Source organism: Aeromonas sp. 600282 (assembly GCF_049175755.1).
GTDB classification, from domain to species: domain Bacteria; phylum Pseudomonadota; class Gammaproteobacteria; order Enterobacterales; family Aeromonadaceae; genus Aeromonas; species Aeromonas veronii_A.
The window spans coordinates 75,235-100,883 of the sequence record NZ_JAAKVR010000016.1 but is presented as its reverse complement, the minus strand read 5'-3'; the positions used below and the strand labels follow the sequence as shown (position 1 = coordinate 100,883).

Annotated in this window: 26 protein-coding genes; 24 read left to right on the top strand and 2 right to left on the bottom strand. The window is 56.8% G+C overall.

The genetic code is table 11. From position 1 onward, the window contains the following. Positions 1-168: 168 nt before the first annotated feature. Genes nhaA through G5137_RS15585 form a run of 4 tightly spaced genes read left to right on the top strand, consistent with a single transcriptional unit; the run spans position 169 to position 3,036 of the window. Positions 169-1,359, top strand: a complete 1,191-nt coding sequence (gene nhaA, locus G5137_RS15600; RefSeq protein WP_005341370.1) for a Na+/H+ antiporter NhaA — start codon at positions 169-171, stop codon at positions 1,357-1,359. Between the two features lie 38 nt (positions 1,360-1,397). Then, positions 1,398-1,763 (top strand): hypothetical protein, encoded by a 366-nt coding sequence (locus G5137_RS15595; protein WP_216954529.1) that lies wholly within the window; start codon positions 1,398-1,400, stop codon positions 1,761-1,763. Further along, a complete protein-coding gene (nhaR, locus tag G5137_RS15590) occupies positions 1,750-2,682 on the top strand; it encodes a transcriptional activator NhaR (protein WP_005340434.1) in 933 nt (310 codons plus the stop codon). The genes G5137_RS15595 and nhaR overlap by 14 nt, the downstream gene beginning before the upstream one ends. Positions 2,683-2,733: 51 nt before the next feature. Further along, positions 2,734-3,036, top strand: a complete 303-nt coding sequence (locus G5137_RS15585) for an ArsR/SmtB family transcription factor (protein WP_013724128.1) — start codon at positions 2,734-2,736, stop codon at positions 3,034-3,036. Positions 3,037-3,085: 49 nt separating this feature from the next. On the opposite strand, the gene rpsT is transcribed toward G5137_RS15585, so the two are convergent. Further along, positions 3,086-3,349, bottom strand: coding sequence for a 30S ribosomal protein S20 (gene rpsT, locus G5137_RS15580; RefSeq protein ID WP_005308808.1), 264 nt, complete (start codon positions 3,347-3,349; stop codon positions 3,086-3,088). 191 nt (positions 3,350-3,540) lie between these two features. Between rpsT and murJ the strand changes: the two genes are divergently transcribed. From murJ to tppA, 12 genes are all read left to right on the top strand, one after another. After that, positions 3,541-5,103 (top strand): murein biosynthesis integral membrane protein MurJ, encoded by a 1,563-nt coding sequence (gene murJ, locus G5137_RS15575; protein ID WP_247823906.1) that lies wholly within the window; start codon positions 3,541-3,543, stop codon positions 5,101-5,103. A gap of 155 nt (positions 5,104-5,258) precedes the next feature. Beyond that, positions 5,259-6,233 (top strand): bifunctional riboflavin kinase/FAD synthetase, encoded by a 975-nt coding sequence (gene ribF, locus G5137_RS15570; RefSeq protein WP_236353766.1) that lies wholly within the window; start codon positions 5,259-5,261, stop codon positions 6,231-6,233. Next, entirely contained in the window at positions 6,233-9,094 is a 2,862-nt protein-coding gene (gene ileS / locus G5137_RS15565) for an isoleucine--tRNA ligase (protein WP_421255640.1), read from the top strand. Before ribF ends, ileS begins: the two co-directional genes overlap by 1 nt. Further along, positions 9,094-9,591, top strand: a complete 498-nt coding sequence (gene lspA / locus G5137_RS15560; RefSeq protein WP_129504761.1) for a signal peptidase II — start codon at positions 9,094-9,096, stop codon at positions 9,589-9,591. The genes ileS and lspA overlap by 1 nt, the downstream gene beginning before the upstream one ends. Beyond that, on the top strand, positions 9,588-10,040 hold the full coding sequence (fkpB, locus tag G5137_RS15555; protein WP_005341354.1) for an FKBP-type peptidyl-prolyl cis-trans isomerase: 453 nt from the start codon (positions 9,588-9,590) through the stop codon (positions 10,038-10,040). Before lspA ends, fkpB begins: the two co-directional genes overlap by 4 nt. Further along, positions 10,040-10,975 carry a 4-hydroxy-3-methylbut-2-enyl diphosphate reductase gene (gene ispH / locus G5137_RS15550; RefSeq protein ID WP_123173793.1) on the top strand — a complete coding sequence of 312 codons (936 nt, stop codon included), beginning with the start codon at positions 10,040-10,042 and terminating at the stop codon, positions 10,973-10,975. The genes fkpB and ispH overlap by 1 nt, the downstream gene beginning before the upstream one ends. 249 nt (positions 10,976-11,224) lie before the next feature. Then, positions 11,225-11,728, top strand: a complete 504-nt coding sequence (tppE, locus tag G5137_RS15545) for a type IVa pilus pseudopilin TppE (protein WP_100646794.1) — start codon at positions 11,225-11,227, stop codon at positions 11,726-11,728. 14 nt (positions 11,729-11,742) lie between these two features. Next, positions 11,743-12,138, top strand: coding sequence for a type IV pilus modification protein PilV (gene pilV / locus G5137_RS15540; protein WP_272950156.1), 396 nt, complete (start codon positions 11,743-11,745; stop codon positions 12,136-12,138). Continuing rightward, positions 12,135-13,235, top strand: a complete 1,101-nt coding sequence (locus G5137_RS15535) for a PilW family protein (protein WP_123173791.1) — start codon at positions 12,135-12,137, stop codon at positions 13,233-13,235. Before pilV ends, G5137_RS15535 begins: the two co-directional genes overlap by 4 nt. Before the next feature lie 11 nt (positions 13,236-13,246). Continuing rightward, positions 13,247-13,723 carry a pilus assembly PilX family protein gene (locus tag G5137_RS15530; RefSeq protein ID WP_123173790.1) on the top strand — a complete coding sequence of 159 codons (477 nt, stop codon included), beginning with the start codon at positions 13,247-13,249 and terminating at the stop codon, positions 13,721-13,723. Between the two features lie 10 nt (positions 13,724-13,733). Beyond that, positions 13,734-17,060 (top strand): pilus assembly protein, encoded by a 3,327-nt coding sequence (locus G5137_RS15525; RefSeq protein ID WP_421255639.1) that lies wholly within the window; start codon positions 13,734-13,736, stop codon positions 17,058-17,060. 8 nt (positions 17,061-17,068) lie between these two features. Then, positions 17,069-17,470: a type IVa pilus pseudopilin TppA gene (gene tppA / locus G5137_RS15520; protein WP_100654567.1), complete on the top strand. Its 402-nt coding sequence runs from the start codon at positions 17,069-17,071 to the stop codon at positions 17,468-17,470. Positions 17,471-17,473: 3 nt separating this feature from the next. Here the strand turns inward: tppA and G5137_RS15515 are convergent, their stop codons facing one another. Continuing rightward, positions 17,474-17,863, bottom strand: a complete 390-nt coding sequence (locus tag G5137_RS15515; RefSeq protein WP_100654566.1) for a type IV pilin protein — start codon at positions 17,861-17,863, stop codon at positions 17,474-17,476. Positions 17,864-17,958: 95 nt separating this feature from the next. Here G5137_RS15515 and G5137_RS15510 point away from each other — a divergent pair, with 95 nt between their 5' ends. The 8 genes from G5137_RS15510 to luxS all read left to right on the top strand — a co-directional run bounded on the left by G5137_RS15510 (position 17,959) and on the right by luxS (position 25,571). Beyond that, positions 17,959-18,510: a GspH/FimT family pseudopilin gene (locus G5137_RS15510; protein WP_421208961.1), complete on the top strand. Its 552-nt coding sequence runs from the start codon at positions 17,959-17,961 to the stop codon at positions 18,508-18,510. A gap of 20 nt (positions 18,511-18,530) precedes the next feature. After that, positions 18,531-19,118 (top strand): PilW family protein, encoded by a 588-nt coding sequence (locus tag G5137_RS15505; protein ID WP_216954532.1) that lies wholly within the window; start codon positions 18,531-18,533, stop codon positions 19,116-19,118. A gap of 4 nt (positions 19,119-19,122) precedes the next feature. After that, complete coding sequence (locus G5137_RS15500) at positions 19,123-20,229, top strand: PilX N-terminal domain-containing pilus assembly protein (RefSeq protein ID WP_421208960.1); 1,107 nt, start codon at positions 19,123-19,125, stop codon at positions 20,227-20,229. Positions 20,230-20,237: 8 nt separating this feature from the next. Then, complete coding sequence (locus G5137_RS15495; protein ID WP_421255638.1) at positions 20,238-22,346, top strand: type IV pilus modification PilV family protein; 2,109 nt, start codon at positions 20,238-20,240, stop codon at positions 22,344-22,346. Between the two features lie 73 nt (positions 22,347-22,419). After that, entirely contained in the window at positions 22,420-24,042 is a 1,623-nt protein-coding gene (locus G5137_RS15490) for an NAD+ synthase (protein ID WP_421172252.1), read from the top strand. Between the two features lie 9 nt (positions 24,043-24,051). Next, positions 24,052-24,390 carry a nitrogen regulatory protein P-II gene (glnB, locus tag G5137_RS15485; RefSeq protein WP_005308848.1) on the top strand — a complete coding sequence of 113 codons (339 nt, stop codon included), beginning with the start codon at positions 24,052-24,054 and terminating at the stop codon, positions 24,388-24,390. A 59-nt stretch (positions 24,391-24,449) separates the two neighbouring features. Next, entirely contained in the window at positions 24,450-25,043 is a 594-nt protein-coding gene (locus G5137_RS15480; protein ID WP_272502552.1) for a hypothetical protein, read from the top strand. 18 nt (positions 25,044-25,061) lie between these two features. After that, complete coding sequence (luxS, locus tag G5137_RS15475) at positions 25,062-25,571, top strand: S-ribosylhomocysteine lyase (RefSeq protein ID WP_005340462.1); 510 nt, start codon at positions 25,062-25,064, stop codon at positions 25,569-25,571. The last annotated feature ends 78 nt before the right edge of the window (positions 25,572-25,649 follow it).

Below are 25,649 nucleotides of genomic sequence, written 5' to 3'. Positions count from 1 at the left end.
TTATTGATTAATAAGACGGTAACCAGAGACGAGGAAAAACCTGCTTATAGCAGGTATGTTCTATTTTGCCTTCGGTTTTTTCGTTGTATTGAGCAGCAAGAAACGATTTTCCATTGGTTGTTGCAAGAGATAGACTCAAACCAAAGCAATACGGTGGAAAATTTAACCATGAGTGATGTAATCAAAAAGTTCCTGAAGCTGGAGGCCGCCTCCGGAATTATTCTGATCATGGCTGCCATGCTGGCAATGATTTTAGCCAATACCGCGCTGGCTGGCGGGTACCAGGCGTTTCTCGACACGCCGGTGCAGGTGCGCATCGCGGCTCTCGACATCAACAAGCCACTGCTGCTCTGGATCAACGATGGCTTTATGGCGATCTTCTTCCTGCTGGTTGGCCTGGAAGTGAAGCGTGAAATGCTGGAGGGGGCGCTCTCCTCCCGGGTGCAAGCGACTTTTCCGGCCATCGCGGCGGTGGGCGGCATGCTGGCTCCAGCCTTGATCTACGCCTTTTTTAACTATTCGGACGAAGTGGCGCGTGCTGGCTGGGCGATCCCGGCTGCGACCGACATCGCCTTTGCCCTCGGGGTGATGGCGCTGCTCGGCAAGCGGGTGCCGGTGAGCCTCAAGGTATTCCTGCTGGCGCTGGCCATCATGGATGACCTAGGTGTCATCATCATCATCGCGCTCTTCTATACCCAGCAGTTGTCGCTTGAGGCGCTGGCGATCGGTCTTCTGGCTACCTTTACCCTGTTCTGGATGAACCGTCGTGGCGAGGACAGGATCAGCCTCTACATGCTGGTTGGTCTGGTGCTCTGGGTTGCGGTGCTCAAGTCGGGCGTTCACGCGACGTTGGCCGGTGTGGTGGTCGGATTTATGATCCCGCTCAAGGGGAAGCGTTATGAGTCGCCACTCAAGCATCTTGAGCACTCGTTACATCCCTGGAGCGCCTATCTGATCCTGCCGCTGTTTGCCTTTGCCAACGCAGGGGTATCCCTTGAGGGGATAGGTCTCTCCTCCCTGTTGAATCCGGTGCCCATGGGCATCATGCTGGGACTGTTTATCGGCAAGCCGCTCGGGGTGTTTACCATCAGCTGGCTGTCGGTCAAACTGGGTATCGCCCAGTTGCCGCCCGGGGTTAACTTCAAGCAGATTTTTGCGGTCAGCATCCTCTGTGGTATCGGATTCACCATGTCGATGTTTATCGCGTCACTGGCCTTTGAGCATGGTGGGCTAGATTACGGCAGCTACTCGCGCCTCGGGATCCTCGTTGGATCCAGCATTGCAGCGCTGGTTGGCTATCTGGCCTTGCGATTGTCACTCCCCAAGAGTGATGGGGACCAGAATGCGGAGGGTTTATGAGAAAACAGGCATGGTTACTGCTCTTCTTGGTCAGTCCTATGGGATTAGCTGGCGGGTTTGAAGAGTGTCGACAGGAGGCTGGTTCGGCCAGCTGTTCGGCCTATCTCAACGGGGTGGTGGAGAGTGCTCTGATGTTGGGGGACAAGCAGGCTAAGGCTCGTTTCGGCGAGACCTTCTCCGAGCGGGCGTTGAGCAGTCGGGCAGGGGAGATGGTCAAGCGTTCCAACAAGCGTTATTGCGCTGACCGAATGCCGGACAAAGCACGCCTCAAGGCCAGTCTGATGGAGCAGTTTGGCGCGAACAAGGTTGACTCGGTTAGCGACATGTATGACATTCTGGCGGTTGAACTCAGCTGCTACCGGAGTCCGCGTCAAGCGGGAACCCCATCGGATGTCACACCTTAATTACAACCATCTCTACTATTTCTGGATGACTCAGAAGAAGGGCTCCGTTACCCAGGCTGCGGAAGCCCTTTTTTTGACCCCGCAAACCGTCACCGGTCAGATCAAGCTGCTGGAGCAGCGCCTCGGGGGCAAGCTACTCAAACGCAAGGGGCGCTCTCTTGAGGCGACCGAGCTGGGCCAGCTGGTGTTTCGCTATGCCGACAAGATGTTCAGCCTCTCCTACGAGATGCTCGATATCGTCAACTACCGCAAGGAGAGCCAGATCCTGTTCGACGTCGGCATCGCCGATGCCCTCTCCAAGCGCCTTGCCAGCCGCGTGCTGCTCTCTGTCATCCCCAATGATGGTTCCATCCATCTGCGCTGTTTCGAATCGACCCACGAACTGCTGCTGGAGCAGCTGAGCGAGCACAAGCTCGATATGATCCTCTCCGACTGTCCGGTGGACTCCAGCCAGCATGCGGGCCTGCTCTCCAAACGGTTGGGCGGCTGTGGCGTCAGCTTCTTCTGCAAGGCGCCGTTGCCTGAAAAGCCCTTTCCCGCCTGTCTGGAAGAGCGCAAGCTACTGATCCCCGGTCGCCGTACTGCCATGGGGCGTCAGCTGACCCAGTGGTTCGAGCAGCAGGGGGTTTCTCCCAGCATTCTTGGCGAGTTTGATGATGCCGCCTTGATGAAGGCGTTTGGCTTCTTCAATCAGGGCATCTTCATGGCTCCCACCATCTATCGGGAGGAGATCCTTGAGGGGGAGGGGGTGATGCTGATCGGGGAAACTCAGGATCTGATGGAGGAGTATTACGTCATCTTCGCCGAGCGAATGATCCAGCATCCGGCGGTGAAGCGGGTCTGCGAGAGCGATTTTACCTTTCTCTTTTCCGGCCAGGAGAACTTCTCCGCCATCCAGCCGGCCACCCTGTCGTTTTAAAACGACCCGTCACCACGTATCATCGGCGATCAGTGGTAGAGGAGAGATGTGATGCAACTTGAAGAGATGGAAGCCAATGCGAGTAAAGCGGTGGCCTTGCTCAAGGCGCTGGCCAACGAACGGCGACTGTTTATTCTGTGCCAGTTGCTGGAGCGCGAACTGTCAGTAGGAGAGCTCAACGAGCGATTGGGATTGAGTCAGTCGGCCTTGTCACAGCATCTGGCGCTGCTGCGGCGGGATGAGCTGGTGACGACACGCAAAGAGGCCCAGACGGTCTACTATTCGCTGCGCAGTCATGAGGTGCGTGAAATGATCAGTTTGCTACATCGACTTTATTGCAGCGCAGATAAATAAAAAACCGGCACTAAGGCCGGTTTTTTCAGCTTTGATCAGCAGACGCTGATTAAGCCATAGCTTTGATCTGGGCAGACAGGCGGCTCTTGTGACGAGCAGCTTTGTTCTTGTGGATCAGGCCTTTGGTCGCCATACGATCCATGATCGGCTGAGCAACAGCGAAAGCGGCAGTCGCAGCAGCTTTGTCGCCAGAGGCGATAGCAGCAATGACTTTCTTCAGGTAGGTACGGGTCATGGAACGACGGCTGGCGTTGTGCTGACGGCGTTTTTCTGACTGAAGAGCGCGCTTCTTAGCAGATTTGATGTTAGCCAAGGTAAAACTCCTAAAACTGTCTTAGCGAGTGTATTGAAAAGGCCCGGAAATATGCCCTTCCAACCACATATTGTCAAATGATTTGTGCAAATAAACACCGCCTCCCGGTGGTGTGTCAGTAGGGAGACGGTTAAACTGTCGGCCGATTCTAGCAGCATTCTTTTCATTCTGACAGTTCCAGAGGCCTCGTCTTGAGTAAGAAATTGATCAAATCCGGCATGATAGTGTCCGGAATGACGCTGGCATCCCGCGTAATGGGCTTGGTTCGCGATGTGGTCATCGCCAATCTGCTTGGTGCCGGGGTGGCCGCCGACGTCTTCTTTTTTGCCAATCGCATTCCCAACTTTCTGCGTCGTCTGTTCGCCGAAGGTGCCTTCAACCAGGCCTTTGTCCCCGTGATGACGGAGTACAAGAAAAATGGCGATGAGGGGGAGGTGCGTGAATTGCTGGCGGCGGTTGCGGGTACGCTGGGGGGCATAGTGACGGTGGTCACCCTGCTTGGTGTGCTGGGGTCGGGTGTACTGACCGCGCTGTTTGGCTGGGGCTGGTTCTGGGACTGGCTGCATGGCGGCCCTGCGGCCGAGAAGTTCGAGCTCGCCAGTCTGATGCTCAAGATCACCTTCCCTTACCTCTGGTTCATCACCTTTACCGCCATGGCGGGAGCTATCCTCAACACCTTCGGCCGCTTTGCGGTCTCGTCGTTCACGCCGGTGTTTCTCAACATCACCATGATTGCGGCGGCCTGGTGGATTGCGCCACTGATGGACAAACCTGAGATCTCGCTGGCGATTGGTGTCTTTTTGGGCGGTTTGGTGCAGTTTTTGTTCCAGTACCCCTTTTTGCGCCAAATCAACATGCTGGTATGGCCCAAGTGGGGATGGAATCACCCTGGGGTGGTGAAGATCCGAACCCTAATGATCCCCGCCCTGTTCGGGGTCTCGGTCAGCCAGATCAACCTGTTGGTCAATACCATGCTGGCTTCTTTCCTCGCGACCGGTGCCATCAGTTACCTCTACTATTCTGATCGCCTGCTGGAGTTCCCCCTCGGTCTGTTTGCAGTGGCCATCAGTACCGTGATCCTGCCTGCGCTGGCGAAGAAGCATGTGGATGCCGATCCGGCGGACTTCTCCCGCACCATGGATTGGGGGGTGCGGATGGTGATGCTGCTCGGCTTGCCCGCCATGATAGGCATTGCGGTCATGCGCGAGCCGATTCTGCGGGTGCTGTTCATGCGCGGCGAATTTGGTCTGCATGAAGTGAGCATGTCGAGCGCCAGCCTGCTGGCCTCCACCACCGGTCTGCTCTCCCTGATGCTGATCAAGGTGCTGGCGCCCGGTTACTACGCCCGTCAGGACACCAAGACGCCGGTGCGGATCGGGGTGATGTCGATGATTGCCAACATGGTCTGCAACCTCATCTTCATCTACCCGCTCGGTTACGTGGGGCTGGCGCTCTCGACCGCCTGCTCGGGCACTCTGAATGCGGCCTTGCTGTTCAAGGGGCTGTACCAGCAGAGCGTCTATCGTCCCTCCCGCCATACCGGCGTGTTCTGCCTCAAGCTGCTGGTCGCCAGCGTGCTGATGGGGGGCGTGCTCGCCTACCTGTCGCCGGATCTGGCCCAGTGGGGCGCATGGAGCATGGGCAAGGCCAGTTTGCAGCTGACCATGCTGCTGTCGCTGGGGGCTGCGGTCTATGCCGTGGTGTTGCTGCTGTTGGGCATTCGGCCGCATCACCTTAAATCGGGGCAGCAGTAGCCGTGATCCTGTGGCGTCATGGGGATAGTGCCCCATGGCACCGCCAAGGGGCGGGATTGGGCCCGGATAGTTGAAATCAGGCTATGAGGGCTGACCCTGCCTGCTGCCTGATATATAATCCGCCGATTTCCATGGCAGCAACGCACAAGGCACTGATGGAGCTTATTCGCGGCATTCACAATCTCAAGCCCCGTCACCGGGGATGTGTATTAACCATTGGCAACTTTGATGGGGTTCATCAGGGTCACCATGCGGTATTGGCACGTCTCAAGGAGAAAGCGGCCCAGCTGGGATTGCCCGCCTGCGTCATGCTGTTTGAACCGCAGCCGCTGGAGCTGTTTGCCGGCACGGCGGCGCCCGCCCGGCTGAGCCGGTTGCGGGAAAAGTACGAAGCGCTGCAGGGGCTGGATATCGATCGCATGCTCTGCGTGCGCTTTAGCCACCGCTTCGCCGAGCAGGCGGCTTCGACCTTCATCGAGCAGTTGCTGGTGGAGAAGCTCGGGGTGCGCTATCTGGTGGTCGGCGATGATTTTCGCTTCGGCAAGGGGCGGGAAGGGGATTTCCACCTGCTGGAGGAGGCGGGCCATCGCTTCGGTTTCGAGGTGATCAGCACCCAGAGCTTCCAGCTCGAACGGCAGCGGGTCAGCAGCACCCTGGTGCGTGAAGCCCTTAAGGCGGGCCGGATGGCGGAGGTGGAGCTGATGCTTGGCCGCCCCTACAGCATCAGCGGCCGGGTGGCCCACGGCGACAAGCTAGGGCGCACCATAGGTTTTCCCACTGCCAATCTGGCCCTCAAGCGTCAGGTGATCCCGGTCGGTGGCGTGTTTGCGGTGGAAGTGATATGTTCCGGCAAGACCTTCCCCGGTGTAGCCAATGTGGGTGTACGGCCGACCTTGAGCGGTACACAAGCCAGATTGGAAGTACATCTATTTGATTTTTCTGGTGATCTATATGGTCAGCAGGTCAAGGTGCTGCTTCGCCACAAGCTGCGCGAAGAGCAGAAGTTTGCCTCTTTCACTGCCTTGAAAGAGCAGATCGAACGAGATGCCCTGGCGGCCCGAGCCTGGTTCGGGCTGCCACAATTCAATTTACCCAGCACTCTTTTAGAAAAGAAGGGAACCCAGGACTGATGAGCGACTATAAACACACCCTGAATCTTCCGGAAACCGAGTTTCCGATGCGTGGCGATCTGGCCAAGCGCGAACCCAACATGCTGAAACGTTGGTACGATCAGGATCTCTACGGCGCTATTCGCCGCGCCAAAGCGGGCAAGCCTTCTTTCATTCTGCATGATGGCCCCCCCTATGCGAACGGCAATATTCACATCGGTCACTCGGTCAACAAGATCCTCAAAGACATCATCATCAAGTCCAAGGGCCTCTCCGGTTTTGATTCCCCCTATGTGCCGGGTTGGGATTGCCACGGTCTGCCTATCGAACTGAAAGTGGAAGGCATGGTCGGCAAGCCGGGTGAGAAGGTTTCCGCTGCCGAATTCCGTGCCGAGTGCCGCAAATACGCCAAGACCCAGATCGAAGCGCAGAAGACCGACTTCATCCGTCTGGGTGTGCTGGGTGACTGGGAACACCCCTACCTGACCATGGATTTTGGCACCGAAGCCAACATCATCCGCTCCATGGCCAAGATCGTTGAAAACGGCCACTTGCACAAAGGCTCCAAGCCGGTGCACTGGTGTACCGATTGCGGCTCCGCGCTGGCTGAAGCCGAGGTTGAGTACTACGACAAGAACTCCCCCTCCATCGATGTGCGCTTCAAGGCTGTTGATGAGGCGACCGTTGCCGCCAAGTTTGACTGCGCCGAAGGCCACACCGGCAAGGGCCCGCTCTCTGCGGTGATCTGGACCACCACTCCGTGGACCCTGCCAGCCAACCGCGCCATCGCCATGCACGCCGATCTGGATTACGCACTGGTGCAGGTTGAAGGTGAGCACCCAGAGCGTCTGATCCTGGCCGCAGAGCTGGTCAAGGACGTCATGGATCGCGCCGGTATCGAGAAATTCCACAATCTGGGCTATGCCAAGGGGGCCGCGCTCGAGCAGCTGCGCTTCAACCACCCCTTCTACAGCTTCGATGTGCCTGTGGTACTGGGTGATCACGTCACCCTGGATGCCGGTACCGGTGCCGTTCACACCGCACCTGGCCACGGTCAGGAAGACTTCGTGGTCGGCCAGAAGTACGGTCTGGAAGTGGCCAACCCGGTTGGCAGCAACGGTGTTTACCTGCCGGATACCGAACTGTTTGCCGGTCAGCATGTGTTCAAGGCCAACGCCTCCGTGATCGAAGTGCTGACCGAGCGCGGCGCCCTGCTGCATCACAAGGTGTTCAACCACTCCTATCCGCACTGTTGGCGTCACAAGACCCCGATCATCTTCCGTGCTACTCCACAGTGGTTCATCAGCATGGAGCAGAAGGGTCTGCGCAAGCGCGCACTGGAAGAGATCGAGCGCATCGAGAAGGACGGTATTGCCCAGCAAGGCCAGAGCGGCTGGGTACCGGCCTGGGGTAAAAACCGCATTCAGGCGATGGTCGAGAACCGTCCTGACTGGTGTATCTCCCGTCAGCGCACCTGGGGTGTGCCCATCTCCCTGTTCGTCCATAAAGAGACCCAGGAACTGCACCCGGAATCCGTGCGCCTGATGCACGAAGTAGCCAAGCGGGTCGAGCAGTCCGGCATTCAGGCATGGTGGGATCTGGACAAGGCGGAGCTGCTGGGTGCCGATGCCGACAACTACGAGAAAGTACCTGATACCCTCGACGTCTGGTTTGACTCCGGTTCTACCCATGCCTCCGTGGTTGATTCCCGTCCCGAGTTCAACGGCAAGCCAGCCGACATGTATCTGGAAGGCTCTGACCAGCACCGCGGCTGGTTCATGTCCTCCCTGATGATCGGTGTGGCCATGAAAGACAAGGCTCCCTACAACCAGGTGCTGACTCACGGCTTCACCGTGGATGGTCAGGGTCGCAAGATGTCCAAGTCCATCGGCAACGTGGTCAGCCCGCAAGACGTAATGAACAAGCTGGGTGCCGACATCCTGCGTCTGTGGGTAGCGAGCACTGACTACACCGGCGAGATGACTGTCTCCGACGAGATCCTCAAGCGCTCTGCCGATGCTTATCGTCGTATTCGCAACACTGCCCGCTTCCTGCTGGCCAACCTGAACGGCTTCAATCCGGCGACCGACATGGTGGCACCTGCCGACATGGTGGTGGTGGATCGCTGGGCTGTGGGTCGTGCCAAAGCGGTACAGGCCGAGATCATGGCGGCATTCGACGAGTACAACTTCCACGGTGTAACCCAGAAGCTGATGCAGTTCTGCTCCATCGAGATGGGCTCCTTCTATCTGGATGTCATCAAGGATCGCCAGTACACCGCCAAGGCTGACAGCCTGGCCCGTCGTTCTTGCCAGACCGCCCTCTATCACATCGCCGAGGCCATGGTGCGCTGGATGGCGCCGATCATGAGCTTCACCGCTGATGAAATCTGGGCCCTGCTGCCGGGTGAGCGCGGCGAGTTCGTCTTCACCGAAGAGTGGTACGACGGCCTGTTCGGGCTGGAAGCGGGTGAAACCCTCAACGACGAGTTCTGGGCCGAGATCCTCACCGTGCGCGGTGAAGTGAACAAGGCGCTGGAAGTGGCTCGTGGTGAGAAGCGCATCGGCGGCTCCCTGCAGGCCGAGCTGACCCTGTTCGCCAAGCCGGAGCTGGCTGCACGCCTGAATGCCCTGGCTGATGAGCTGCGCTTCGTGCTGCTCACCTCCAAAGCCAAGGTTGTGGAGGCTGACATTGCGCCGGAAGGCTCTGTGGCGACCGAGCGTGATGACCTGTGGTTGAGCGTGGCCCAGTCTGCTGCCGCCAAGTGCGACCGCTGCTGGCACCATGTAGAAGATGTGGGCACCATCGCGGGTCACGAAGAGATCTGTGGTCGCTGTGTGACCAACGTTGAGGGTGACGGCGAAACTCGTCAATTTGCCTGATGAACATGACTCAACATAAAAGCGGCCTGCGTTGGCTGTGGCTGGCAGTGCTGGCCTTTGTACTGGACCAGGCGAGCAAGCTCGCCGTGGTCAAGTTGCTGCCATTTGGTTACCCGGGGGTGGAGATCACCCCCTTCTTCAATCTGGTTCACGTCTACAACAAGGGGGCCGCATTCAGCTTTCTGGCTGATCAGGGGGGCTGGCAGCGCTGGTTCTTCGCGGTGCTGGCTTTTGCCATCTGTGGATTGCTGATCCACTGGCTGCGCAAGCAGTCGGTGACCCAGCGTTGGAGCGGTATCGCCTATTCACTCATCATCGGCGGCGCCCTCGGCAACGTCTTTGATCGACTGGTGTTGGGCCATGTGGTCGATTTCCTCGACTTCTACTGGCAGCGTGCGCACTGGCCGGCATTCAATCTGGCCGACAGCTTTATCTTTATCGGGGCCGCCATGATCGTGCTGGACGGTGTCCGTGGTGAGAAAAAGGAGCAGGCATGAGCCAGCAGATCACCGCTAACAGCAGCGTGCTGTTCCACTTCTCCATCAAGCTGGAAGATGGCTCGGTTGCCGACAGCACGGCGCTGCACGGCAAACCTGCCCGCCTGCGGATGGGCGATGGCAGCCTGACCCCCACCTTCGAGCAGTGTCTGCTGGGGCTGAGCGAAGGGGAGAGCAAGAGTTTTACTCTGGCGCCGGAAGAGGCCTTTGGTCTCTCCAATCCCGACAACATCTACCATCTCGACCGTGCCAAATTTGGCGCCGATGTGGAGCCAAAAGTCGGCACCATCATCCTGTTCGATCAGCCTAACGGCAGCGAGCTGCCGGGCATCATCCGGGCGGTAGCAGGGATGTCGGTCACAGTCGATTTCAACCACCCGCTGGCCGGTCATACCGTCACCTTCGAGGTGGAGATCCTGGGTGTTGATGATGAGGAGAAGGTGCATTAATGGATATTCTGCTTGCTAACCCTCGCGGTTTTTGCGCCGGTGTCGATCGCGCCATCAGCATTGTCGAGAGCGCGCTGGAGAAGTTCGGTGCCCCCATCTATGTCCGCCACGAAGTGGTGCATAACCGGTATGTGGTGAACAAGTTGAAAGATGCGGGCGCTGTCTTCGTCGAGGAGCTGGATGAGGTGCCTGACGACAGCATCGTCATCTTTTCTGCTCACGGCGTGGCCAAGACAGTGCGCGAGATGGCCAAGTCCCGCGCCCTCAAGGTATTCGATGCCACCTGTCCGCTGGTGACCAAGGTGCACATGGAGGTGCATCGTGCCAGCCGCAAGGGCTCCGAGGCTGTGCTCATCGGCCACGCCGGTCACCCCGAGGTGATCGGGACCATGGGGCAGTACGAGAATCGCGAAGGCGGCATGTATCTGGTGGAGACGCCTGAAGATGTGGCCAAGCTCAAGGTGAAGAATCCGGATGACCTCTGCTTCGTCACCCAGACTACCCTGAGCGTGGATGAGACCTCTGACGTGATCGATGCGCTGCGCAAGCACTTCCCCAAGATCCAGGGGCCGCGCAAGGATGACATCTGCTATGCCACCCAGAACCGTCAGGATGCGGTGCGGGAGATGGCGGGGCTGGTGGACGCCATGCTGGTGGTGGGGTCTCGCAACTCCTCCAACTCCAACCGTCTGCGCGAGCTGGCCGAGAAGGTGGGCGCCAGAGCCTATCTTATCGACGATGCGTCGATGATCGAGGCGAGCTGGCTAGAGGGTGTGAAGGCGATCGGCGTCACTGCCGGTGCGTCCGCTCCCGAGGTGCTGGTGCAGTCCGTGATTGCACGCCTGCGGGAGTTGGGTGGCAATGTCGTCGCCGAGCATCCTGGCCGTGAAGAGAACGTGGTGTTTGAGGTACCACCCGAGCTGCGGATCCTCTGATCCCTCTCATCTCGCTAGATGTCGGTTTATTGCCAAAGCCACCTCGTTGAGGTGGCTTTTTTGGTCCCAACGAGTCCTTTGTGCATGTTCGCAACCAGATCGCAGCAAAAATTGATGATGTAGCTCGAACTTTTGCATTGCCGGGATTGAAACCCCAAGTGCCCGGCATAGACTGCCAGCAAGCCCTTATTCTGGCTTAGCACACATGGAGTGTGTCTGTCCTCCTGGAACAAATCAGAGCGAAACAGGATGTTTTTGCGTTCAGGTTTTAGCCTTATCGAGCTTATGGTCACCATAGCGCTCGTCTCTTTGTTACTCACGTTGGGGGTTCCTTCCTTCAACGCTTTGCTGCGCACTATTTCTCTCAATACTCAGGCTAACAACTTTGTTGCGGCCATCAACCTTGCCCGCTCAGAAGCCATTCGCCGCAACACGGTAGTGACCCTCTCCGCCTCTGCCGATAACCTGACCCAGCATCACTGGGAGGCTGGCTGGCAGATCTGGGTCGATGGCAACGGTAACGGCATACTGGATAATGGTGAGTTGTTGCGAGGCTTTCCCGACATGGGGGGCGGGGTATTGAGCAGCAATACCTCCCTGCTGCGTTTTAATAGCGAGGGTTTTCTTGATGGCCGCACTCCGTTGGCACGGGTATTTTCCCTGCGTCCTGATGAGTGTCGGAATGAGCCCTCCCGTGATATCAACATCACAGTGGCTGGTCGCCCTTCCATTACCGAGGCTAGCTGCCCATGATGCGAGAACGGGGTTTGTCACTGCTTGAAATCATGATCTCGGTACTGGTGCTCTCCATCGGTATTCTGGGCATGGCGACTCTGCAACTGCAGGCTCTCAAGAGTAACCAGTCGGCGCTGACGCGTACCGAGGCGACCCAGTATGCATACATGATCAACGACATGATGCGGGCTAATCGCAGCGCGGCTCTGAACGGGCAATACAATATCGACTTGGGCGAAACTGTCTCGGGTAGCTCTATGGCGGTTCAGGATCTGCAACACTGGAAGCGGGTCGTAGCCGAGCTACCAGGTGGCGATGGCGCCGTATCGGTCAGTGCCGGAAGGGCCACCATCACTATTCAGTGGGATAGCAGTCGGCTGTCGACTGATCCTGCGTCGCGCAGCATGATCCTGAGGACGGACCTATGAGCAGGAGCGGTTTGCCGCTACACCAGCACGGGATCGGCTTGGTCGAGGTGATGATCGCCTTGGTGCTCTCGCTGATAACGGTGGGGGTCATGATTCAGGTGTTTCTCGGCAATCACAAAACCTATCTCACTGGCGAGGCCATTGCCCGGGTGCGGGAAGATAGCGGATTTGCCACCAATCTGCTGCAAAAAGAGCTGCGTATGGTGGGCTATCAGGGGTGTCTCAGCAAACAGGGGGTCAATATCACCAATACCCTCAACAACAGTACGGCACTGCCCTACAACTTCACCACCTTTTTGCGTGGTTACGACAATGTGACGTCCACTTTGCCAGCCGAGCTGTCTGCTCTGTTCAGCGGTTCCGAGCCCAGACCCATGCCGGGTAGCGATATCCTGTTGGTTCAGGGGCCGGTTGGGGTTGGGGTTCCGCTCAGTCGTGATAATCATAACAGTGCCGCCCAGCTGTTTGTGCAGCAGCTATCCAGCAAGGCCGACTATTGTGGTTCCGGCGCACAGGGTTATAGCGATCTGTGCGAGGGAGATATCGTCATGGTCTCCGACTGTCAGAAGGCCAGAATATTTCAGGTCACCAAAGTACAGGGCGTGGCAGGGGGGCGTGAGGTCAATATCGTCCACTCCAATGACAACAAATATACGCCAGGCAATGCCAGCAGTTCCTGGGGGGGGGCCAGCAGCCCACCCGAGGAGCGGTTTGGTCTTGGCTCGGTCGTGAACAGGGTGGAAACCCGTCTCTACTATATCGCCCGCCCCTCAGCCAGCAGCCCCTATGCGCTTTATCGCAAGAACGGGGTGGCTGCAGGTATGCCCCTTATCGAAGGGGTGGCCAATATGCAACTTACATTCGGCGAGGATCAGAACCGGGATCGGGCGGCAGATCGCTATGTGAGCGCCGCCAGCAATCCAAACTGGAACAATGTACTGGGGATTGGAGTACAGCTTCTTATGCGCAGTAACCAAGGCAATGTGGTGTCGTCTCCGCAGGCCCTTAGCTTTGCCGGAGCCACCTTCCGGGCGACCGATCGCAACTGGTACTGGGTCGCCGAAACCACAGTTGCGCTGCGCAATCGGCTACCTTGAGGAGCCCAGTCATGATGGATCGACAGCAGGGGATGGCGCTGGTGATCAGCCTGATTTTTCTGGTCATGGTGAGCCTGCTGGGTATGGCCAGCATGCGTGGGGCGCAGTTGCAAGAGAAGATGGCGGGTAACCAGAAAGAGGCACTGCAGGCATTGCAGGCGGCAGAAGCGGGCCTGCGCGCTGCCGAGCGCTATATCGAGGCTGGCAACTCGGGTCCCTATGACAACAGCGCGGGCCTGTATGAATTTATCGACACCGCGGTGGATCCTGCCTCCCCTTCGACCGCCTGGCGTACCTATACCAACAGTGGTCTGGCGGGGCGCGCTCCCGAATACTTTATCGAACGGTTGCCCTATACCCAGGGGGGGAGCGAGGATCTGGCAGTCGATGAGCCCATCAGTGAGCGTCGTCTATATCGTATTACTGCAAGGGGATTTGGTCTCTCTGACGAGAGCCGGGTGCTGTTGCAATCGACCTATAGTCGCTAGGAGGCGGTGTATGGGCAAACTTGGTTTTGGCCTTTCAGTGATGCTCTGCTGCACTTCGGCGCAGGCGGCGCTCGATATTGCCCAGGTTCCCCTCTATCTCGGCACCCGGGCCGATCCCAATATCATGTTTACCCTGGATGATTCGGGTTCGATGCATTTCGAGATCATGCCCGAGTCCTTGATCGAGAACGAAGCACGCTATGTCTACCCACGAGCCAACAATGTTTATGGGAATGACGATTACTCCAACTATACGATCACCTTTGCTAGCGACAATGCCCGCAATGCCTACGTGCGCTCCAGCCATAACAACAAGCTCTATTACAACCCGCAGCTGACCTATCGTCCCTGGGCCAATGCGGATGGCTCCTTGATGGCAAATGCCAAAGTGACCTGTGCCCCTCACAACCCTATGAAGACGGCGGCCGGTTGTCGCAACCTGACTGAAACCAATCGAGCATGGTGGGCCATCTATTACACTGAGTTTTCTCCTGATTATTACAACCAAGACGAGAGTTTCTGGCCGGCTGTCTATTTTGACTACAAGGGAAGTGGCAATGTATTCAACGCCAAGAACTATACCCAGGTGGTGATAAACAAAGCGGTGGCCACCGTCTATGACGGTCGCCCCAATCGCAGTGACTGCAAAAACGCTCCCGTTTGTAGCTATGACGAAGAGATCCAGAATTTTGCCAACTGGTATACCTATTACCGCTCGCGGATTTTGGCTGCTCGGGCAGGCGTGGGACGAGCTTTTGCCAGTCAGGGAGAGGGAATTCGGGTCGGCTTTGCCACCATCAATGCCAAGGATAGTGTTATTCGTGGTGTCACCCCTTTTTCGGGTACCGACAGAAGCGCATTTTTCAATGAACTGTATGGCCGCGATATTTTGGCGAAGGGGACACCGCTGCGTACCGGTCTGAAAGAGGTTGGGGAGTATTTTTCCCGCAGTGACAATAATGGCCCTTGGTCTGCCCGTGCCGGCAGCACGCTTCCTCATCTGACTTGCCGCCAGAGCTACAACATCCTGATGACGGATGGCTACTGGAACGGTGATTCCCCCTCGGTCGGCGATCAGGACAAAGATAGCATCGAGAATACGCTGGCCGATGTGGCCTACCAGTACTGGAAGAGAGATCTGCGCCCCGATCTCGCCAACAAGGTGCCAACCAGCACGGCGGATCCTGCCAACTGGCAGCATCTGGTCAACTTTACCGTCGGACTCGGGGTCAACGGGTCGCTCAATCCTGCCAACGGTATCCCGGGCAGTTGGCCGAATCCTTATGATTCCGATGAGTTCAAGATCGACGATCTGTGGCATGCGGCTGTCAACAGCAAGGGGAGCTTTTTCAGCGCGGCGGATCCGGATACCTTCGCCGCAGCCCTGAGCAGTACGCTGGCACAGATTGCCGCCCGTAACAGCTCAGCCAGTTCAGTGACCGCCAACGCAACCCGGCTGGACAGCAATACCCACATCTACCAGGCCCGCTACAACAGCGGCGACTGGTCGGGGCAACTGGTCTCGATCCCGCTGAACAGCGATGGCACCCTTGGGGAGATCGCTTGGGATGCCGCTACCTTGATCCCCGAGCCTTCGGCACGCAATATCTTCACCCGGCAAGATGGTGTCGGCATCCCCTTTCGTTGGGATACGCTGAATGTGACCAACCGGGCTCTATTCAATGTCGCTGGTGACAACCAGGGAGAAAGCCGTGTCGCCTATCTGCGCGGTGATCGCAGTGGTGAGCAGCGCAATGGTGGTGCGTTTCGTAATCGTAGTGATCTGCTCGGCGACATCATCAATTCTGATCCCGTCTACGTGGGCAAGCGTGATTACGGTTACAGCAGTGCAGCCGGTCTGACCCAGACCGAGCGGGAGGGTTACCAAGCTTTTCTAAGCTCGACGGCGATTACACGGCGCCCACCCATGCTCTATGTCGGTGCCAATGACGGTATGCTGCACGGATTTCGAGTCGCCGACGGTGTCGAGCGACTGGCCTATATCCCGTCCAGCCTGCTGGGCGAGCTGAATCAGTTGACCAGACCGAATTACAGCCATCGCTACTATGTGGATGGGACGCCCAAGGTGGGCGATGCCTATCTGGGCAGTCGCTGGAAGAGCATCTTGCTGGGATCCACCGGTGCCGGTGGCAAGGCGGTATTTGCCATCGATGTGACGGCCCCGGATAACTTCACCGCCGACAAGATGCTGTGGGAGTTCACCGATAGCGAAATGGGGGTTGCACTGGCGGCACCCACTCTGGTACGTGTCAAAGCCGACAACAAATGGGTTGCTCTGGTTGCGAATGGTTACAACAGCACCAGTCAGACTGCGAGGCTTTTTGTGCTGGATCTGGCGACTGGCGCCATCATCAAAGAGATTGATACCGAGGTAGGGTCTTCCAGCGAGCCCAACGGTCTATCTTCCCCCTTGCCGGTAGATCAAGACGGGGACAGGGTTGTCGACTATGTCTATGCCGGTGACCTGCACGGCAATCTGTGGAAATTCGATCTGACTGACAAAAACAGTGCCCAGTGGGGAAGTGCTTTGAAAACGGGCAACAAGCCCAAGCCGCTGTTCCAGGCCTGTAATGGCAGCTGCAGTGCCGGTACGCGTCAGCCGATCACCATGCGTCCTTTGGCTATTCGGCACCCTAAAGGGGGGGTTATGGTGATGATGGGGACTGGCAGTTATTTTACCAATGATGACAAACTGGTTCCCGCCACGCCGAGGCTGGAAGCGGTGTACGGTATCTGGGATACGGGGGCTACCGTGCTCAGTAGCCAGCTGTTGCAGCAGATCATCACCCATGAGTTTGTGGCCAACGGCACCACTATCAAGTTCAACGTGAGGGTTGTCTCCAACCGGAATGTCAATTACACCAGCCAAAAGGGTTGGTATCTGCTATTGAAATCGCCAAGCTTGAGCAAGGGGGTCGGTGAGCGGGCCGTCTCCGAGATGCTCTATCGGCATAAGCGACTGATCTTCAATACCTTGATCCCGTCGGCGGATGCCTGTGACTTTGGTGGCCGCTCTTGGTTGATGGAGCTGGATCCCATCTCGGGGGCCAGACTCACCTACTCGGTGTTCGACGTTAACGGCGACGGGGCTGTCAACGATGATGACTACGTCGCGATCAAGGATGATTCTGGTAATGACATCAAGGTGCCGGTCAGCGGCAAGCAATTTGATGAGCTCACCACGACGCCAAGCGTAGTGGAAGATGCCGAGATGGAGCGCAAATATATCAGCGGCTCCAGCGGAAATATCTCGGTCACGCTGGAAGAGGGGGCAGGCGATCTGGGTGGCCGCCAGTCCTGGTTGCAACTGGAGTAGAGGTTGGCATGGAACGTGGTTTTACCCTGATTGAGTTGATGATAGTGGTCGCAGTGGTCGCCATTCTGGCCGCGATCGCGTATCCCAGTTACAACAACTACATGGCGGCTGCCAAGCGGGCCGAAGCCAAGGCAGTGTTGCTGGAAGCGGCGCAATATCTGGAGCGGGAGTTTACTGCCAATGGCAATTACGACGCCGGTAACCTAGCCTCTGCCGGCTTGGCGACCCTGCCGAGGGATGGGGGGGCTGCGTATTACAATGTAGCGCTCAATGCCAGTGGGGCCCGTTATACCCTGACCGCCATTCCGACAGGTGTGATGAATGGCGATCCCTGTGGATTGTTGACTCTCGATCAGAGCGGACTGCAGGGGGTATCACGAGCCACCATGACAGCCACCGAATGCTGGTAGCGTTCAGTTCCAGCACTCGGCAGGCGTCTTGATGTCGGCCTTGTTGATAGTCAGGGTATCACAGGCCGTATTGCCGGCCTTGTCGCCGACCTGGGCCCCCTTGCTGGTGGCCACTAGTGTGTAGGCGGTGGCGCTGGCGCCAGAAATGCTAAAGGTGTAGTAATCGCTGGTTGGGTTGCCCACACTGGCTATCGCACTGCTGTAACTGGCATTGGAGATGCGAAATTCTTCTTGTTTGAGCTGCATGGTCAGCAAGCCCTTGATGGCATCGGCTCGACGAGATTTACGCAGACCGTCAGTAAAGCTCGGGTAGGCGACAGCGGCAATGATGGCAACGATGGCAACGACCACCATCAATTCCAGCAGGGTGATTCCGGATTGTTTGATTCTCATGGGCGCGGCAGGGTTCGTTAAACAGATAGATACTATAGGATAGTACTGACATCATACTCTACTGGCATGTGCGAAAAGAAAGGAGTCTTTAGCCAATGGAATTCGCAGAGGGGCGCTCAGCCGGTTTTACCATGATTGAATTGATGATCGCCATGGCTCTGGTCGCCCTGCTGCTAACCGTAGCCATCCCCAGTTATCAGTCATTGCGCCAGGAGCAGATGGTCAAGGCGGCTACCCAAGCCGTTTACACGGATATCATGCTGCTCAAGTCTGAGGCTATCAAACGTAATAAGCCGATAATCTTCAAGATATTCAATGCGGGGCAGGCCAATTGGTGCTATCGCATCGTTCTTGATTCGGCATGTAATAGCTGCTCGGATTCATGTTCTGTTATTGAAGGTCGCAAGGGCGTTGATGCCAGCGAGTTTAACGGCATTACTCTGACGACAAACTATGAATTATCCGGTTCTGAAAATGCTCTTGAAATCAATAACCGTAGAGGCTCATTCAAAGATCTTCACGGCAGTGGCGGTTTGGGCAATGGTTCTATTTGTCTGAAGAACGGGACCTCTGAGCACAGGGTTATTATTGCCACAAATGGGCGAGTGAGAACCGAGCCAGTCACGGGGAGCTCTCCATGCGATTAGGTCTGGCACGAGGCTTTAACATCGTCGAGTTAATGGTGGCCATGGTCGCAGGTCTGTTTTTGGTCGCAGCCGTAACATCCTTGTTCGCCACTATTCTCAAGGCCAATCAAACATCGATGCAGGTAAGTCGTCTAAATCAGGAGCTGCAAAGTATCACGGACATGATTGCCCGTGATGTACAGCGAACTGGTTACGATCAGGGAGCTACTGTGTTTCTCAATGCTGCATCAGGCTCCAGATCCCCCTTCTATTTTGATACTGGCAGCGACCTGATGAATGAGACGATCACTGGTTCCAAGATTTATCGCTGTATCCGGCTGAAATACGATGATGATAACAATGGAACCCTCGGTGCCAATGAGATCTTTATTTACAGCTACGACAGTACCGACAAAGGGGTGCAGCTCGGTACCAGTTGCAGCACGGGGAATTTACTCAGTACCGATGACACCATTGAGGTGACTGACCTCACTTTTTCGCTGCTTGGAAGCAGTGCGTCGGCTGGCGCGAGAACGGTGCGCTTGGCCATATCGGGTCAGTTAAAGGCAAATAGTGCACTTAAACTCACCTTGCAGCGTGATATCAAGCTGCGTAACGACGGGTATTGATGCCATGAAACGTTATCTTGGCTTTACCACATTCACTATTACGCTGCTGCTTATTGTGATCCTGCTTGGCATCTCTTTGCTGGTGGGCAAGCTGATGGTTGCTGACCGTCGTGTCAGTCTTAATGAAGTACAGTACCGGCAGGCGTTGGCACTGGCCGAGCTGGGTCTCTCGGATGGGGTCGGACGGCTTGCGCAGGATGCAGCTTGGCGCACCCCCAGTAGCGGTATATCTATCACTGTTTCGGCTGGCAATTATACCCTGTGGGCTCTGGATGAACCGACCGTGATTGTCGGTGGGGCGAACGTAGTTCCGGTTAAAGTGCGCACTATGGCAACCCTGGTGGACAGTACCGCCAATGCAGAGGTTGAGGTGAAGGCCATCAAGATAAGCGTGTTGGCCGGCACTCCCGCAGCCCCCCTGACAGTTGCCGGTGGTATGGCAGTATCCGGCAACTTCACTGTGGTGGCCAACCCTAACGGTGGGGGGCCAGGGGTTCCGTTATCTGTCTGGACGAATGGCAATGTGGATTTGACCAATGGTTCTGGTCAGACTTGCCACCAGGGAGACTACAGCGGCGGGTGTAGTACCTACATTAGCCAGAAGGGTGATAAGCAGTCGGACATCAAAGATAATGATACGGCATTCCCCACAGACCTGGTCTGGTATCTGTTTAACGAGAATGATGACGCTACGGGGTGGGCCAATCTGGAGTCACGAGCAGTACATCGGTTGAATAATTGCGACTCGCTCTCGACCGCCTCAAGCGGCCTGATTATCGTCGATGGAGACTGCAAACCGGGTGGGTCTATCGGCTCGGTTGCTGCGCCCGTGGTACTCATCGTTCGCAATGGCAATCTGATGGTCAATGGGAGCGCTACCCTCTATGGGCTGGTGTTTGCCTATTCATCCACGCCTGCTACGGCGACTACTGATATCAGCTTGAAGGGGGGGGCTATCGTCAACGGTGCCGTGGTGGCCAACTATCAACTGGGCAAAACGGCTAACGGTACCTTTGATGCCAAGTATGATCAGGCGGTGTTGAGCAATATCGAAAATGGGGCTGCGTTTCAGAGCATCAATCTGGTGCCTGGTAGCTGGCGCGACTGGTAGGAGCATGTATGAAACCGCACAAGGGATTTGGGCTGTTAGAGATTTTGATCACCCTGGTTCTGCTGGGAGTGGGGGTCGCAGGACTGGTGGCTATGTCTCGTTCGTTGCTCAATACCTCCCAGGATAGCCGCCGTTATGAGGTAGCCATGCGTCTGGCGGAGTCAAAACTGGATGCGTTTCGTACCTTCAATGGAGTGGTAAGCGCGGTTTCACCGTTTACTGCTTATAACAGTATCGCGGCAGGTTCCAGTTCGGCAACACCTCCTGATGGCGGTGGGACTTATGCCCTTAGTTGGAGCGTCAGTAATCAGTACTGGAATGGCTCTGGCTGGCAGACGGCTATCCCGGCGGGTTATTTGCATGCCTATCCTGGCCGAAAGGTGGTCAATGTCACTGTCAGTTGGAGCGACAGCGTCGGGCAGTCCCATTCCTTGTTGCTTTCCGGTGCGGTATCGCCTGTTGAGTCATTAACCCAGAATCAGTTTAACGGGGGGTTGGATACCAGTCGTGAGCCGCCCCATGTGGTTTATACCCCCGGGGTCGCGCCCGATGTCATTTCCATCCAGATTGACCAGGAAGGGCGCAAGCAAGAGACCAGCAAGCCATTGCCCACCGTGACCTCCAAGGATGGTTCTGTTGGCAAACTGGTGCAATTCGAGACTGTTACCTATAAGCCAGACAATGGTGGCAATACTCAACAGGTGCTGCAGGATCTGGCATCGGTCTCCTGTTCCTGCAGTTATGGCTCGAGTGTCAATGCCTACCTGCCCGGTAAGGCCATTTTGACCAGCAGCAACCTGTTGTACTGGAATGTGGGCTCCCAGGTTACCAAGCAGACCGGGGTACTCAACAGCAGTGTCAGAGATCAACCGAGTCTCTGCACCAGTTGCTGCAAGGATCATTTCGATGGCAGCGGCAGCAGTTTCGAACAGTTTTACGCTCCACTCAATACCAGTCGACTGCGTTACAACAGTGGCCTCTCATCGGTCAATAGTGGCGATTATGTGGATGCCTGCCGCTTTGTCAGACTTGATGGTTACTATCGCCCGCTGCCTGACTGGAACCTGATCAAAGTTGTCGTGACCAGCGCTGATTTTCTTGCCAAGCCCGCAAACCAGACCAGCTATCAGAACTACATCAAGTACGTAGTTACTACCTACATCACCTGGCAGAAAAACACCCTCAACTGGACCGCAAACCCCACGGCCACGCCGCCGACGATCACCGAATTTGCGGATTGGTTGCCTGCCAATGCTGCGACAGGGGGAGATACCAGCACCAAGATCACCATGAATACGGGGACCGCCCAGTTGATTGCTAGAGGTATCTACGTGGATCTGCTCTCGCCGGACAGTCTCTCGAAGCTCGATCTGACCTCTCAGGATCTGTTGGCCAAGGTTCCGTTTCAGGATATCAATCTGACCATGCTGGCGGAGTGGAGCTTGGTGCCATTGAGTGGCCAGTTGACTGGCAGTGCCTCTGACTATGTCGGTGTGACCAACGAGCCTGTCAAGACAGTCGTTGATCTTGGCAGCTATTATTTTGGTAGCTACAGCCGTGGTTATTTGTCCGCCAAGAAGAGCACCAAGGATGCATCCAACGTGTTGCAAAGTGCATCGATCAAGGTGACGGCCTACCAAGGTAACTCGGGGATCACAGCTTCACTTATCTCACCGGTAGATCGAAGTGAGGCCAAGGTCGCCACCATGCCTATCTCGATCGATACCAGCTCCCAGACTGTGCCAACTCTCACGGTATCGGGACGGATCGAGTGTCTTGAGCAGGGGAATGGCAACAATACTGCGCCAGTATCTTGCAGCAAAAATACCTTCGGTGGCTTGAATGTCAGTACCACAACTACGGGGGCTACTTGCCGTATTGATAAACCCCAGGCTAACAACCAGCCGGCTACCTATGTCTGTACGGCAGCGCAAAATAGTAGCTTGGTGGTGAACTTCTCCTACAGTGCACAGGGAAATAAAACTTACTTGTTGAAACCAGCTTCCCTCAGCATCGCCATGACGCCACCCGCCAACGGTCAGGTGATTAGTGGTCCTTGTGCCCTGCTGGTGGATAATGGTGTAACCAATGCGGCCAATCTAAGTTGTACCCCTTGAATCCGGGGCGCTGGCACAGCCAGCGCCTTTTCTTTATCATTCCCCATCATTTTCGAATACAAGATGCATCGCCATGGCAAAAGCCCTCTCTCTGATGCTTGCCCAGTTGAATCTGACGGTAGGCGCCATCGAAGATAACACTGACAAAGTGCTCGCTGCGGCGGCTCAGGCCGAGCAGCAAGGTGCCGATCTGCTGGTCTGCTCCGAGCTGGCCCTGACCGGCTATCCACCGGAAGATCTGCTGCTGCGCGCCGATCTGATGATCCGGGTCGAAGCCGCGTTGGCTCGTGTTGCCGAATGGCAGGGCAACTGTGCCATTTTGGTGGGTCACCCTTGGCGTGAAGGAGAGGCGCTCTACAACGCGGCTTCCCTCTATGAGCAGGGCCAGCTGATTGCCCGTTACTTCAAGCAGGATTTGCCCAACTACGGCGTGTTTGATGAGAAGCGCTACTTTACCGCGGCGACCGAGACCTGCGTGGTGCCGTTCCGTGGTTATCAGCTAGGGCTGCTCATATGCGAAGACCTCTGGCAGCCAGGCCCGGCGCTGGCCGCCAAGGCGGCAGGAGCCGATCTGCTGCTCACCATCAATGCGTCTCCTTACGATCAGGAGAAACCCTGGATCCGCCGCGAACTGATGACTGAGCGCTGCGATCAGACCGGTTTGCCGCTGGTCTACCTCAATCAGGTGTGCGGTCAGGATGAGTTGATTTTCGATGGCTGCTCCAAGGTGTTCAACAGCCAGGGTGAGTTGACCCATAAGCTCGCCCCGTTTGCCGAAGAGCTGGCGCTGGTACGTTTTGCTGATGGCCAGCCGGTGAAAGAGCGGGAACCGGCTGCGCCGCTGGAGCCGTTGGCCGAGACCTATCAGGCGCTGGTGCTGGCGGTGCGCGACTATGTCACCAAGAACGGTTTCCATGGTGCTGTGCTGGGCCTCTCCGGCGGTATCGACTCGGCGCTGACGCTGGCCATTGCAGCCGATGCCATCGGTGCCGACAAGGTGCAGGCGGTGATGATGCCGTTCCGCTACACAGCCCAGATGAGCGTAGAGGATGCCAAGGAGCAGGCCGAGCGGATGGGGGTTGAGTTCAACATCATCTCCATCGAGCCAATGTTCGAAGGATTTATGACCCAGCTGGCGCCGTTGTTTGAAGGTACCGCTCGCGATACGACCGAAGAGAACCTGCAGGCCCGCTGCCGCGGTGTGTTGCTGATGGCGCTCTCCAACAAACGTCGTCGTATCGTGCTGACCACCGGCAACAAGAGCGAGATGGCGGTGGGTTATGCCACGCTGTACGGTGACATGGCGGGCGGTTTCGACGTGCTGAAAGATGTGCCCAAGACGCTGGTCTTCAAGCTGTGCGAATATCGCAACTCGGTTGACTACGTGATCCCGCAGCGGGTTATCGATCGCCCCCCTTCAGCGGAGCTGGCGCCGGACCAGGTGGATCAGGACAGTCTGCCGCCATACGACATCTTGGATGCCATCCTCAAGCGTTACGTGGAAGAGGATGCCTCGGTCGCCGACATGGTGGCAGAAGGGTTCGAGGAAGCGGTGGTGCGCAAGGTGATCCGCCTGGTGGATCTCAACGAATACAAGCGCCGTCAGGCGGCAGTCGGGCCCCGCATTACGGCTCGCAACTTTGGTAAGGATCGCCGTTACCCTATTACATCCGGGTTCGGCAAACAGAACTGGTAAGGAGTCACCATGAAGAAGATTGAAGCCATCATCAAACCGTTCAAGCTGGACGATGTGCGCGAGGCCCTGGCCGAGATCGGCATCAACGGCATGACCGTATCCGAAGTCAAAGGCTTCGGCCGCCAGAAGGGCCATACCGAGCTCTATCGCGGCGCCGAATATATGGTCGACTTCCTGCCGAAAGTGAAGGTGGAGCTGGTGGTGCAGGACGAGGATCTCGATGCCTGCCTGGAAGCGATCCAGAACACCGCCCGTACCGGCAAGATTGGTGATGGCAAGATCTTCGTCTGCGAGGTGGAGCGTGTCATTCGTATCCGTACCGGCGAAGAGAACGAAGACGCGATCTGACCTTGGCTATCTCTTTACCTGACCAGAGGCGTGAAGTGTGGCCTCATTTGATGGGGTGGATGCGCTTCGTGGTGGTCGCAAGCCTGTTGGCGGGCCTGACTGCTTGCAGTACCCGTCCACCGGCCCAGCCGGAGAATCTGTGCCAGATCTTTCGCGAGAAGCCTGACTGGCACAAGGCCGCGCTCAAGATGAACGAGAAGTGGGGGACGCCGATCCATGTGGTGATGGCCATGATGTATCAGGAGTCCTCTTACGTACATGATGCCCAGCCGCCGATGCAGTATTTCCTCTTCATCCCGACCGGGCGGGCCAGTTCGGCTTATGGTTATGCTCAGGTCAAAGATGAAACCTGGGCTGATTACCAGCGGGAAACCGGCAACAGCTGGAGTGACCGCGATGACTTTGCCGACGCCATCGATTTTATGGGTTGGTACACTAACAAGGCCCAGCGGCTAAATGGCACCTCCAAGTGGGATGCCTATGGTCAGTACCTCAACTATCACGAAGGGTGGGGTGGCTACCGGCGTGGCAGCTATCGCAGCAAGGGGTGGTTGATGAAGACCTCTCGCAAAGTGGAAGCTCGCGCCCAGCGCTACGGCGCCCAGTACCGTCAATGCAAGGACCAGCTCTCCCGTGGGGGCTGGTTCTGGTAACCAAATCAGGAGTCAGAAATGCCGTTATTGGACAGTTTTACCGTTGACCACACCCGTATGGAAGCGCCAGCGGTGCGTGTGGCCAAGACCATGCAGACCCCGAACAAGGACACCATTACCGTGTTCGACCTGCGTTTCTGTGTGCCGAACCAGGAGATCCTCTCCGAGCGCGGTATCCATACGCTGGAGCACCTGTTCGCCGGTTTTATGCGTGATCATCTGAACGGCAATGGTGTGGAGATCATCGACATCTCCCCCATGGGTTGCCGTACCGGCTTCTACATGAGCCTGATCGGCGCGCCGGACGAAGCCCGTGTTGGCGCAGCCTGGCAGGCGGCCATGAGCGACGTGCTGACTGTGCAGGATCAGGCCAAGATCCCCGAGCTGAACGAGTATCAGTGCGGCACCTACAGCATGCACTCGCTGGAAGAGGCGCACGCCATCGCCCGTCATGTGCTGGAGCGTGGCATCGGTGTTAACCACAACGACGAGTTGGCTCTGCCGGAAGAGAAACTGAAGAGCCTTTGAGGCGGATGAGCTATCGCTCATCTGATAACCTCTTCAGGGAATGTTAAAAGAGCCGGTCAGCCATGCTGACCGGCTCTT